The 12,508-nt window shown below is 51.2% G+C and carries 9 protein-coding genes; 8 read left to right on the top strand and 1 reads right to left on the bottom strand.

The window, feature by feature from the left end; translation table 11 throughout:
• Window positions 1-65 precede the first annotated feature (65 nt).
• Window positions 66-1,469 carry a helix-turn-helix transcriptional regulator gene (locus EPA93_RS32290; protein WP_129891465.1) on the top strand — a complete coding sequence of 468 codons (1,404 nt, stop codon included), beginning with the start codon at window positions 66-68 and terminating at the stop codon, window positions 1,467-1,469.
• Window positions 1,470-1,568: 99 nt separating this feature from the next.
• Here EPA93_RS32290 and EPA93_RS32285 read toward each other — a convergent pair whose 3' ends face one another.
• Window positions 1,569-2,516: a glucosaminidase domain-containing protein gene (locus EPA93_RS32285; protein WP_129891464.1), complete on the bottom strand. Its 948-nt coding sequence runs from the start codon at window positions 2,514-2,516 to the stop codon at window positions 1,569-1,571.
• A 367-nt stretch (window positions 2,517-2,883) separates the two neighbouring features.
• On the opposite strand from EPA93_RS32285, the gene EPA93_RS32280 reads away from it, so the two are divergent.
• The 7 genes from EPA93_RS32280 (at window position 2,884) to EPA93_RS32250 (ending at window position 12,493) form a co-directional block, all read left to right on the top strand.
• Window positions 2,884-5,934 carry an alpha-mannosidase gene (locus EPA93_RS32280; protein WP_129891463.1) on the top strand — a complete coding sequence of 1,017 codons (3,051 nt, stop codon included), beginning with the start codon at window positions 2,884-2,886 and terminating at the stop codon, window positions 5,932-5,934.
• Window positions 5,935-6,083: 149 nt separating this feature from the next.
• The gene (locus tag EPA93_RS32275; RefSeq protein ID WP_165423538.1) at window positions 6,084-6,677 is read left to right on the top strand and encodes a zinc ribbon domain-containing protein; all 594 of its coding nucleotides are present in this window, start codon (window positions 6,084-6,086) and stop codon (window positions 6,675-6,677) included.
• Window positions 6,678-7,280: 603 nt separating this feature from the next.
• Window positions 7,281-9,299 (top strand): DNA topoisomerase (ATP-hydrolyzing) subunit B, encoded by a 2,019-nt coding sequence (gene gyrB / locus EPA93_RS32270; RefSeq protein ID WP_242527182.1) that lies wholly within the window; start codon window positions 7,281-7,283, stop codon window positions 9,297-9,299.
• A 339-nt stretch (window positions 9,300-9,638) separates the two neighbouring features.
• Window positions 9,639-9,854: a hypothetical protein gene (locus EPA93_RS32265; protein ID WP_129891461.1), complete on the top strand. Its 216-nt coding sequence runs from the start codon at window positions 9,639-9,641 to the stop codon at window positions 9,852-9,854.
• Window positions 9,851-10,096, top strand: a complete 246-nt coding sequence (locus EPA93_RS51095) for an ABC-three component system middle component 6 (RefSeq protein WP_129891460.1) — start codon at window positions 9,851-9,853, stop codon at window positions 10,094-10,096. The genes EPA93_RS32265 and EPA93_RS51095 overlap by 4 nt, the downstream gene beginning before the upstream one ends.
• Window positions 10,093-11,850, top strand: coding sequence for an ABC-three component system protein (locus EPA93_RS32255; RefSeq protein WP_129891459.1), 1,758 nt, complete (start codon window positions 10,093-10,095; stop codon window positions 11,848-11,850). The genes EPA93_RS51095 and EPA93_RS32255 overlap by 4 nt, the downstream gene beginning before the upstream one ends.
• A gap of 22 nt (window positions 11,851-11,872) precedes the next feature.
• Window positions 11,873-12,493 carry a hypothetical protein gene (locus tag EPA93_RS32250; protein ID WP_129891458.1) on the top strand — a complete coding sequence of 207 codons (621 nt, stop codon included), beginning with the start codon at window positions 11,873-11,875 and terminating at the stop codon, window positions 12,491-12,493.
• The last annotated feature ends 15 nt before the right edge of the window (window positions 12,494-12,508 follow it).

Here is a 12,508-nt window from a genome sequence, read left to right as displayed (position 1 = left end):
CAGTCCGGCAAGAGCCAGGATCGAAGATACAATTTATTTTCCTATATATCTCAAAGAGAGCCTATATGCAGCAAATCAAAGATGCTTCATCCACAAGTTCCAATGAGCGCCTGTTACAAATCCTCAGTACAGGCATGATCCAGCTCAATGCATTACAGGCCCTTGTCGATAAGCCGCAGGCAGAGGAACCTGTAGACAGGCAGCGCATCAGCGAAGGGCTGAGAGTTCTGGAGCAAATAACGCGCGAAGCCCTCTCGCTTGTGCGCTCAGCAAACGATGAGCTCCCACTCACAGAGCTGGCAGGCATTACGCTGGCCGAAGCTTTAACCCGCCTTGTCGAAGAGACTGCCGAAGAGCTCTCTTTGTCAAGCCGCATCTCGCTCTCCGGCGCCGATGAACAGGGAGAGTCACGCGAGCAGCAGTTTGCTCCCGCCTCTGCGCGTCTGCTGTATCTCATCGCGCGTGAGGCCCTCTACCAGGTACGCCAGCACGCCGGAGCTCGCCGCCTGCGCCTCACCCTCGCCTATGGGCCAGACGACGTACAGATGACTATTGAGGACGATGGCTTAAATATTGCCTCAAGCATTGTCGAAGAGCACGCCCCTCTCTGGTCAGCCCCTGATGAGGACTCGCCCGGAGAGAACGAATCCGCAGCAGTGTATAATTTGCGCAAGCGCCTCGAACAAATGGGAGGCACGCTAGAAATCGCAAGTTCGGAAGCGCGGGGCACGCGGGTTATGGCGCGCCTTCCTTATGAGCTCCCCGCATTGGAATCAGGGGCAGCAGAGGCGAATACTGTGAATAGCGAAGCTGCGCTTATTCCGCTTAATCAGCAATTGCGCATTCTTGTGGTCGATAGCCTTGCCGTCAACAGAGCGGGACTGCACCACTTGCTAGAGACTTATCCAGGTCTATTAGTTGTAGGGGAAGCTGCCGATGGCGTGCAGGCCGTAAGCGAGACGCTTGAGCTGGGTCCTCAGGTCGTCTTGATGGATGCCCAGCTTCCTGAGCGACAAAGCCTGGAAGCCACACAACGCATTAAACAGCTTAACCTGGATACAAGAGTCTTATTGCTCTCAAGCCAGGAGCGCGAGGAATATCTCTATGAACTATTGCGCAGTGGCGCTGACGGCTATATATTGAAGGACATTGCTCCTGACGAACTGGTGCAAGCCATACGCACGGTGGCACGCGGAGAAATTCTGATCCAGCCGCAGATCGCCAGTAAATTGCTCTCGCGCATCGGGCGCCAGAATCGCGGCGCATCCTATGAGACCCTGACGGCACGCGAACTGGATGTCCTGCGTTTACTGGCCCGCGGGCTACGCAACAAAGATATCGCAGCCCAGCTCTACGTCAGCGAACGCACAGTAAACTTCCATCTTGCCAACATCTATCAGAAACTTAACGTCTCGGGCCGAACCGAGGCCCTGAGTAAAGCGCTTGAGCAGGGCTTAATCTCCGTCTAGTTATGTCCAGAGCACTCAACCAGGCGAGCAGAGCGCAGTTTCTGCCCGCCCGGCCCGCTTAGCTAGAACGTCATTTTCTGGCGGGCCAGGGGACAGCTTCTATGGTGTGAGATTTCCCTGATGCCAGGTATCGAGCGCATGCTTGAGCGATCCGATATAGGCAGCCTCATTGTTATGGTCAGCCGAGGGAGCATATCTAGGAATAATTTGTTCAATCGTCGTTAACCCCCATTGAGCCACGTAGAGATTGCGGATCAACTCGTACCAGGCCTGGAAACCATCTTCCCAACTCTTCATCTGTGCATAGCCGCCCCGATCCTGATCGACGCATGGTCGGCTGGGAATACAGCGCAGATTGCCCAGGGAAAATGTAGTGCGTGCCTCTCCCTGCGTGCCAAAGGTGCTTTCATGCATAAAGAAAGCCAGGGCAAAGGCCGGATCAATTCCATAGTGTACGCCAAGATCATAGAGGGCCTGCCCCTTGCCGGCGGCGGGCGAATGATAATTTTCCAGCACGCGGTTGATGAAATCGGCAGTAATCGTAGGCTTGCTCATTACCGAGTAAGGACCCGAATGCGGCGGGATAGGCACTTTAGCGGGCATAGGCTTGTTAGATTGCCAGCTCGACGCCAGGTCGCCACCCACTTGAATACTATAGACTTTGCCACCGGCATAATTCACGAGCTGGGGACCTTCTGGCCTTTGAAGAATACTCACCGAGAGAAAAATAGCCAGAAAAGCTACGCCAATAACTGCCGCAACATGCCAGCGCCTCAACCAAAATATATGGCGTTCTAAGGGGTGGAACTCAAGTTCGCTAGTAATGCGCCGCGAACTGGCGTAGGTAGTTGCTGCGCGCATAGGATAGACAAAGCCAGGGTCCAGATCCTCAGTATTAGGCAAAGCGAGTTCTGTCTCGGGTTCCTCTTCCTCAACAACTACCTGCGAAACAAGAGAGCGTGTTGCGCGCGGGGGAACACGGGAAGAGGTCTCTAATGGTCTTGACAATCCTGGCTTTTTGCGGCTATAACTGCTGCCACTTGCCATGCGCTACCTCCTTAAGAACAGAATAAGAACCTTTGTTCTTATCATAACTCGGAACCATACTCCCCCACAAGTACAGCGACTTGACGTATTAAAATACGATTGGTTACAAAGTTATCATAACACCTTTAGGCTGGCTGGAAAAATAAGAAAAAAGTACCATTTATTGGAACTAGATTAAAATCTCCTAAGAGATACGAGAAAGGTGCGAATATACCAGCCTGGCCTGGCTAGTTTTACGGTTGCTAGAGTATTTCATAATCGGCTATAATAGCTGGTATTGATTTCATAGAAGCCGCTGCAATCAGTGTAGATCCGGTGTGCTGTCACCAGGGATGAGATCGCCATCGTCTTTCATTTGAGGAGCGCCATGGCCGAGCAACTAAACATTATACTTGTTCCCCATACCCATTGGGACCGCGAGTGGTATCAGACATTTCAGCAATTTCGTATGCGCCTGGTCAAGACCGTCGACAGGCTACTTGATATTCTGGAGCAGGAGCCAAACTTTAGCTACTTCATGCTTGACGGCCAGACTATCCTGCTAGAAGATTATCTAGAGATCAAGTCCGAGCAAGAGGCGCGCTTGCGCAAATACATCCGTGCGGGACGCATTCTGATTGGACCCTGGTATGTGCAGCCCGACGAATTTCTCGTTAGCGGAGAAGCGCTTATTCGCAATTTACAGCTGGGCTTTGAGCAAACCCAGGCCCTTGGCGGTCCTATGCGCGTTGGCTATGTGCCCGATTGTTTTGGGCATATCGCGCAGCTTCCCCAACTTCTGCGCGGCTTTGGCATACCGAGCGCAGTATTCTGGCGCGGCGTAGGCGAAGAGGTGCATAAGAGCGAGTTCTCCTGGGCAGCACCAGACGGGAGCAAAGTGCTGGTCATCTATCTTGCCGATCCGCTTGGCTACTCAAATGCACGCCAGATGCCCCTTGATCCTGCTGAGTTCGTTAAGCGTGCAGAGCTCCTGATTGCCAACCTTCTGCCTAAAGCCACCACCAATATGCTCCTCTTCATGAACGGCTCAGACCATCTGGAGCCGCAGGCCGGCCTACCAGAAGTTATCGCCTCGGCCAATAAACTGCTCTCTAACTCTCAAGCACAGAGCAAAGAGCACAGTTCAGCGCGGGGAAATTATAGCTCAGTCCACATTGAGATAGGCACCCTCCCGGCGTATATCGAGCGCATAGGTCAGCACAATAACCACCTTGAGACGCTTAGCGGCGAGATGCGCAGCAGCCGTTATGCTCATTTGCTGCCGGCAGTCTTATCTACGCGCATGTGGATCAAACAGCAGAACAGCGCTACCGAGCACCTGCTAGAGCACTGGGTAGAGCCGTTGACCGCCTGGTCCGCGCTGTTAGGGAAGAGCTATCCCGCTGGTTTGCTCAGAGCAGCCTGGAAATATTTGCTGCAGAACCATCCCCATGACAGCATCTGCGGCTGCAGTATCGACCAGGTTCATCGCGAAAACAGTGTGCGCTTTGCCCAGAGCCAGCAGATTGCCGAGGGCGTGCTCAGCCAGGCCATGCAAGACATAGCCTCCTACGTAGACACCCGAGCGCCATTTCCCGTTACCCATGTTGGGCATGAAGCAGTTCCGCTCATCGTCTTCAATCCCGGACCAGGGCCACGTAGCGAACGCATCCAGACAGTTGTACAGCTTCCCGGCTCGCTGCATAACGCCAGCATTGTAGACCAGCAAGGGCAGCATATGCCTTATCGCGTGATCAATCGCTGGCGCCAGGAAATTGGTTCCATGCCCGTTGCACGTGAAACCCTGGCCGCCGCCGTAGCGATTTCAGGCATAGACACGCCCCTACAATTGATCCAGATGGCTCAGAGCATGATCATGTCCTCCCTGGGGCAGAGCGAAGAAACTCACGTCATCTCCCGCATACACGTAGAGGAGCCCGACAGCCAGACGCAGCACAATCCCCTCTCAGCTGGCGTTGTCTCCATCGAGATTATGATCGCCCCCAAAGGTCGGGTATTCATTAGCGAACAGGAACTGATAACCGCCGGCCAGCATGTGCTTGATTTAGCAAAGCGTGGGGATATTCACACAATGGAGATCACGCTCATCGATCAAGCCCGTGAAACTATCGAATTTCTTGCCAGTGGGCTGCCCGCCTATGGCTACAAAACCTTCTGGCTCTACCCGCGTGGCCTGCCCATTCAGGCAAACGCGCCGAGAACTGAACAGCGTGCCCCAACGACCCTGCAGGCCCATGAGAACAGCATTGAAAATGAATTTTATCGTGTTGAGGCTAACAGGCAGGACGGAACCCTGACCATCACCGATAAACAAAGTGGCGTGGTTTTCACGGGCCTGAATCGTTTTATAGATGGAGGGGATGTAGGCGACCTGTATACCTATTGTCCCCCCGAGCAAGACCAGCTTATCAGCGAGCCCCAGGAGCCACCCAGAATTGAGCTGGTTAACGCGGGACCCGTGCAAGCTACCTTACGCATCAGCGGCAGATGGGCTTTACCAGGTGCCTGCACAGCCAATCGCAACGAACGTAGCGTGCGTTCGGTCATCTGTCCCATCAGTAGCGATATCTCATTAACGCCGGGATTGCATCGAATTGAGCTTCACACTCGTGTAGAAAACAGAGCAAAAGATCATCGCCTACGTGCGATCTTTCCTGTATCATATATAGTAGAGCAGGTAAACGCCGAAGGAAGCTTTGAAGTAAGGAGCCGTCCTGTAGCGCAATCACGTCCGGCGGACGTAAGCGAGTGGGCGGAGGAGCCCGTCAATACCTTTCCCCAGAAGCGCTTTGTCGATCTGAGCAATGGGCAGACGGGGTTGGCAATTCTCAATCGTGGCCTACCTGAATACGAAGTGATACAGCGTGGTCCGGGCCTTGCGGAGGGACAGATGGCCGGGGCCCTCACCCTGTTACGCTGCGTGGAATGGCTCTCGCGGGGAGATCTGGCAACTCGTCATGGTCACGCCGGGCCTATGGAACATACACCAGAAGCCCAATGTCAGGGCCATTATGAGTTCGACTATGCCCTCGTTCCCCATCAGGGGACCTGGGAAGCCGAAGAAGCGCTGGTCTTGCGTGAGGCCCAGGCTTTTAATATACCCGTGACCTCACGTGTTGCTGTTACTGGGCAGCATAGCGGCAAGCTAGCAGCTCAGTCAGGGCTTCTTTCTATCGAGCCACGAGAATTGGTACTGAGCGCGCTTAAACGGCGCAATCAGGGCTCAGAACTGGTTGTACGCATCTATAACCCGCTCGCTCGTACAATCAAGGCGCGCATTCAGCCAGGCTTCGCCTTCCAACAGGCATACAGGGCAAATCTGTTGGAAGAGTACCAGGACCCTATTGAGATAGGGCCTGAGCGGTCGATAGAGGTGAGTATAGGTGGAGGAAGTATAGTGACCTGTGTGTTTGCATAAAGTATTATCCCTTTGTCCTATGCTGTCATCAGGCCATTTTACGGAACGTTATAATTCAGTGTAATGCAGCCAAAAATATTGCAAGCGCACTACATTGTACTATGGAATGTAGTACTTTAAACTCTGATTTTGAAAGGGGCATCTGTCCTGTGAGCGCATATGCACATCTACTATTACTGGCGGCACCCAGCCCGGCTACAAGTAATACGCCGTCGTGGGCAGCGAACTTACTAGGGCTGGCGGGGCCTCTTATAGGTTGTACAATAGCTTTTCTTGTTGTTTTCTGGTTGAGCCTGATTATATGGACCTTCCGCGATATTCGTTCGCGCACGCAGGATTTTCTCTCGCAGATCATCTCAACTGTGCTAGTGACGGTTTTTCCCGTTGGTGGTCTTTTTATTTATCTCATCCTACGTCCACGACAGACGTTGGCAGAGATTTATGAGCGCCAGCTCGAAGAGGAATCTCTGCTGGCAGAGATGACAGAGCGCCAGACCTGCAGCAACTGTCATGCTCGCATCGAGGGAGACTTTCAGGTTTGCCCCTCTTGTGGCCAAAAACTTAAGCGGCCATGCCCCAAATGTGAGCGTCTGCTAGAGCTGCGCTGGACGTATTGTCCTTACTGCGCCACAAATCTTGTAGGTAGCGCCGGGGCGATGCCGGGGATAAGCAGCAACGTACAGAATGCAACCCCCAACTCTGGCGTATCGATGGGAGGAGCTGCTTCCAGCAGTCACTTTTAACCTGGATAAAGCCAGTGGACATGAAGCATTTCCATTTTCCCAAATGGGGGCAGATGCGGGAATCAACATAATTCCCAACAAGTTCCTCAAATTGGTCAACAACCAGACAACCTTCACAGGCTCATATATGCTTCACGTCCGCTGGCGAGCCGCTTCGTGCCTTCTTGTACGTTCAACCTACTCACTTTGTTTATGAAGCAAAATGTGATATAATGATGTGGCAAAATGTGGCCTTATTGCCACATTCTTTCCATTCAATAAGAATGCTTTAATAGGTGTAGACAAGCCTTCCGCAAGCACTCACCTCCCTGATGCATTTTCGCATAGCCTATGGGGGAAACAGAAACTGTGGCCTTTCTGGAATCGCCTCCTGGGTACTGAAATGAGGGAAAAACTAAGGGTGATATGCATTCTGCTCCAACAGAGGGTGATTCTGGGCGAGGCCAATGTTACTAGCCCACCCAGGATAAGGTGATTGCAGATCTTTTATTGTATAGCTACAAGATGCAGCACGATTGATGGTGACATGTACCCGCAGCCCGGCGGGTGGCGGCTCTCTGTCACATTTTCTATGGTTACAGAACAAAAGGAAATACAAGCTCTATGGCGAAGATGAGAGAAGCGACGATGGCAGAGCAAGTCCCTGATGACCACGAGGCTCTACTCGGTCATGACGGCAATTATAAAGGGAACGAGGATGGGAAGGTGAACGGGAACGGTAACAACGGCTATAGCGGACAAAATATTCAGATCCTCGAAGGCTTAGAGGCAGTACGTGTACGTCCCGGCATGTATATCGGTGCGACCGATCAGCGTGGCTTGCATCATCTGATTACTGAGGTGGTGGATAACAGTGTGGACGAGGTTATGGCTGGCTATGCTGATACGATAAAAGTCACCATCCACGAAGACTGCTCTGTGACAATTGAAGACAACGGGCGCGGCATTCCAGTTGATGAGCATAGTCAGCGGCCCGGCATGTCCACGCTTGAAGTTGTGATGACAGTCTTACATGCTGGTGGTAAGTTCGGCGGCGGCGGCTATCAAATCAGTAGCGGCTTGCACGGTGTTGGCGTCTCGGTGGTCAATGCACTCTCCGAGTGGTGCCAGGTCGATGTCAAACGTGATGGCACTCTCTGGCGTCAGCGCTACGAAAAGGGCGTACCAACCACCAAGCTGCTCAATATGGGACCCGTCGAAGGTCAGGGGAACATCACATCTTTCCTGCCCGATCTCACGGTTATGGAGACCCGCGACTACAGTTTTGATATTCTGGCGCAGCGTTTCCGCGAGATGGCCTATCTCAATCATGGCATGACCATCAGCCTTATCGACGAGCGCGACGATCGCGAGGCAACCTTTTACTTCGAGGGTGGTCTGGTTTCCTTTGTACGCCACCTTAACAAGAATCGTACCAAGCTACAGGCTCGCCCGGTCAGCGTGGCGCGTGAAGTGGATGGAGTCAAGGTTGAGCTGGCCTTCCAATACAACGATAGCTGGGCCTCTACCGAGTTTTCATTTGCTAACGGCATCAATACAGTCGACGGTGGCATGCACGTGACCGGCTTCCGCAGCGCCCTTACCCGTACGCTCAATGATTATGCGCGTAAGGCCAATCTGCTCAAGGAAAAGGATGGCAATCTCTCTGGCGATGACGTGCGCCAGGGCCTGACTGTTGTGATCAGCGTGAAGATCGCCAATCCTCAGTTTGAGGCACAGACGAAGAGCAAGCTAAACAACGCTGAGGTGCGTTCCGCCGTTGAAACGGTGACCTCCGATGTGCTTACGCAATATCTTGAGGAGAACCCATCCGAAGCCAAGGTGATTATCGATAAATGTCTTACCTCGGCCCGTGCGCGTGAGGCTGCCCGTGCCGCCCGCGATCTGATTCAGCGCAAGAGCGCGCTTGACACGACGTTGCCCGGCAAGCTGGCCGACTGCAGCGAGAAGCACGCAGACCGCTGTGAGCTCTACCTTGTGGAGGGTGATTCGGCCGGTGGCTCGGCAAAGCAGGGTCGCGACCGCCACTTCCAGGCTATCCTTCCGCTGCGCGGAAAGATCCTTAACGTCGAACGCGTTGGCCTTGATAAGATTCTTAAGAACGAAGAGGTCAAGAATATCATCACGGCTATCGGTGTGGGCATCGATGAGCACTTCAATATGGCCAAGCTGCGCTATGGTCGCATCGTGATCATGTGCGATGCTGACGTTGATGGCGCGCATATTCGGACGCTGCTGCTCACTTTCTTCTTCCGCCATATGCCACAGCTCATCACCGATGGGCACCTCTATATTGCTCAGCCCCCATTGTTCCACGTTAAAATGGGCAAGCAGATCCACTACGTGTATGCCGATGAGGAGCGCGATGCCCTCGTTAGCGAGTATAAAGCAAGCCATAATGGGAAAGAGCCGGAGGTTGGACGCTATAAAGGTCTTGGTGAGATGAATCCAGAGACGCTCTGGGATACCACAATGGACCCCGATAAGCGTACAATCCTACAGGTGACGATTGAGGAGGCCGTGGAGGCCGATAAGGTCTTTAGCATGCTGATGGGCGATGAAGTTGGTCCCCGCAAACGCTTCATCGAGAGCCACGCTAAAAACGCCAACCTCGACATTTAAATAAGGTTCTTTTACACAGACTTCCACACTTATCTGGCTCCGCATCATAAAAACTTGACGGAGCCAGATTTATTTTTCTTTTTCACAAAGCTCATCGATTTTTATCCTGCTCAGATGCTCTATATCCCCCTTAATAATCACGCTTTACCTGGTTAGCAATTTAATAATTCCTAGCCATATATTCTTATATATAACTATTTACATATCATACCCTATCAATGCTATAATATCCCAGGTTAGCATTATGCTACTGAATACAAGAGAAAAATATATCAACCATAAAGAGGGAAATGCTATTTACGCATTAAATGGCTAGAGCATATTCGGGGGGACAATACATTGGATAAACTTACACGTGCTTATTACGAAGCCACATTTAAAGCAGCCTATTTAGAAAAAGGAGGAAATGCCTTCCAGGATTTTTTTTCTGAAATAATGGAGAAGTGCCATCCCAGTGACTTCCAGCGCGTCCGCCCCTGGGGAAGAATGGGGGATAGAAAAAATGATGGCTATCTCCGTATCTTTGAGCGCTCATCCGAAGAGGTTGTAGTATGATCCTTCCTACTAAACGGCTTGGTCCTGAACGAGCAATGATCACTATAGGGGCAGAAATACTTGGTCTTTTGATGGAACCAAAAACAGTATCGCGCCTGTGGAATGAGCTGAGTCATATAAGAGGTGAACGCTCAACAACACACACTATAAGCTATGACTGGTTTGTCTTGACATTAGATCTCCTTTATATGTTGGGTAGTATAGAAATGGACCATGGTAAAATACGGAGGGTCAGGCAATGATTCACAGCATATCTAGCTACATGCCCACCTTCAAGAAACTCCAATTTCGGCAGGGGTTAAATATACTTCTGGCTGATAAAAGCCCTGGAGCTACCGAAAAGCAGACGCGAAATGGCGCCGGTAAGTCTAGCCTGACCGAGTTAATCCATTTCTTATTAGGAGCCAGGCCCGACCCTATTTTTACCAGGGCATTGAAACCATATTCTTTTAGCATGGAATTTGATCTCGGCCAGGCACGTAGACAGGTAACACGCACAGGCAAGGCTCCAGAAACTGTAAACATCCGAGGGGCAAATACAGGGGACTGGCCGCTTCAATCACCTATGCAGAGCTTATTTAGTGCTGAGGATTTTCCACTAGCCCTTTCTAACGATGAATGGAAAATAGTGCTCTGCAAGCTCATGTTTAAGCTGCCCGAGAGCACACCATCTGCCAAATTTGCGCCAGGCTTTCGCTCTCTATTTCCCTATTTTGTGCGCCGCAAATCAATAGGAGGCTTCCTTTCTCCCACAAAACAGCATATTACGCAGCAACAATGGAATCAACAAGTAGCGATATCATGCTTATTAGGGCTGGATTGGACTATTCCTCAACAGTGGCAATATGTACGAGAAAGGGAAAAATCTCTGAAAGACTTAAAGAAAGCCGCCAAAGACGGCGCGCTTGATAACTTTATCGGCAATGCGGCGGAACTTCGTACCTTGCTTACGTTAGCAGAGAGTCGTCTTAGTGCGCTAAGGGAGCATGTTACTGGCTATCAAGTTCTTCCAGAATATCATGACTTGGAGCAAGAAGCCAATCAGTTAACGCGCGAATTGGGAACCTTAGCCGATGAAAATACGACTGACAAACTATTGCTTGCCGAATTACAGCAATCTTTAAATCAAGAGGCTGACCCCGCTATTATAGAGCTTGAGCACCTTTACGAGGAGGCAGGGGTTGTACTTCCTAATACTACCCTCCAACGTTTTGAAGAGGTCAGGCTATTTCATGAATCCATTATTGCCAACCGCAAATCATATTTTGGGAATGAAGTTACAGCTGCCAGGCAGAGAATAAGCATTCGTGACCAACGCATGTCAGCAATAAACGCGCGACTTGCTAGAATCATGGCTATTTTGCAGTCACATGGAGCCCTGGATCAGTTTACAAAACTACAATCAGAACTGGCAGCACATGAGGCTAAGACAGAGTTACTTCGTCAACGCTTTGCAGCAGCCGAGCGCCTTGAAAGTGAGAGAAGTGAGCTTGAGTTCGAACGAAACCAGCTAGAGGTTCGCTTGCGCCAAGATTATCATGAGCAAGCAGAAGTGCTACGCGACGCCATTCTCTCTTTTGGAAAGTTTTCAAGCGCATTATATGAGAATCCTGGTAATCTTACGATTTCCGCTTCCTCAAATGGTCCCCAATTTGATGTTACTATTGACGGTGAGAAGAGCGGCGGCATTAATAACATGCAGATTTTTTGCTTTGATATGATGCTAATGCAGCTCTGTACTGAAAGGCAGATCGGACCCGGCTTTCTTGTCCATGATAGCCATATTTTTGATGGTGTAGATGAGCGCCAGGTTGCTAAAGCACTTCTGCTAGGAGAACAAGCAGCCCGCGATTTGAAATTCCAATATATTGTTACCATGAATTCCGATACCATCCCTCAAGAGTTCACTGATGCCTTTGATCTTGATGATTATATATTGCCGATTCGTCTTACCGATGCAAACGAAACAGGCGGACTATTTGGCATAAGATTTTGACACAAGGAGGTTCAGGCGTTTCATGGAAAGAGATTTACAAACGCTTGTTAAGCAAGCAAAGTTTCCCGTCTATGGGCTCGCAGGTAATCCGCATAACCTGACTCTGCACAGTATTGGCACATCCTGGCTTCCCAACGAACAAGCCATTCTCAACTCGATCTCGCTCGGCTTTTCAATTGATGATACTCCTCATCCACCCATCAGGGTAGATCTCACATCCTATTATGCGCAAGATGAGTACACGTGGAGCACCTTTATACAACTGGTGCCACCCCATCGGCCCGAGTTCAGCCTGGATCATAGCGCGCTCTCGTCGCTGCAGGTACCCGCTAAACAGCGCGCCCACCTGGGAGAACCTCTGGTATCCATCGACCAGATGAGCATAGCATCGCTCACCTTCTCACGCGAAATTCATCACTGGCCGCTGCCGCCCCTGCCCGCCTGGTTTCGCCTGATCAATGAACAAAGCATTCTGTTTGGGGAAGTACTCGGCCTGACAAGAGATGAGCTGCAAAGCCTGCTCTCTTCTTGCATAGTAGTCAATGAGCGACAAGACCTGCTAGCGCAATATCAGAGCGAGTTCCAGCGGTTTTGGGAGGCCATTCACGCCCAACCCAGCAGCGGGCGCGGACGTATCAGATAGCCAACTCCTTTCCGC

The organism is Ktedonosporobacter rubrisoli, assembly GCF_004208415.1.
In the GTDB taxonomy this organism is placed as follows: Bacteria; Chloroflexota; Ktedonobacteria; order Ktedonobacterales; family Ktedonobacteraceae; genus Ktedonosporobacter; species Ktedonosporobacter rubrisoli.
Note: the sequence above shows the minus strand (reverse complement) of the source record. Positions and strands in the feature narration are given on the sequence as shown.

Coding starts and splice junctions, on each gene's coding strand:
- EPA93_RS32285 (WP_129891464.1), bottom strand. CDS start 2,516: ATGGCAAGTGGCAGCAGTTATAGCCGCAAAAAGCCAGGATTGTCAAGA.
- EPA93_RS32250 (WP_129891458.1), top strand. CDS start 11,873: ATGGAAAGAGATTTACAAACGCTTGTTAAGCAAGCAAAGTTTCCCGTC.
- gyrB (WP_242527182.1), top strand. CDS start 7,281: ATGGCGAAGATGAGAGAAGCGACGATGGCAGAGCAAGTCCCTGATGAC.
- EPA93_RS32255 (WP_129891459.1), top strand. CDS start 10,093: ATGATTCACAGCATATCTAGCTACATGCCCACCTTCAAGAAACTCCAA.
- EPA93_RS32280 (WP_129891463.1), top strand. CDS start 2,884: ATGGCCGAGCAACTAAACATTATACTTGTTCCCCATACCCATTGGGAC.
- EPA93_RS32290 (WP_129891465.1), top strand. CDS start 66: ATGCAGCAAATCAAAGATGCTTCATCCACAAGTTCCAATGAGCGCCTG.
- EPA93_RS51095 (WP_129891460.1), top strand. CDS start 9,851: ATGATCCTTCCTACTAAACGGCTTGGTCCTGAACGAGCAATGATCACT.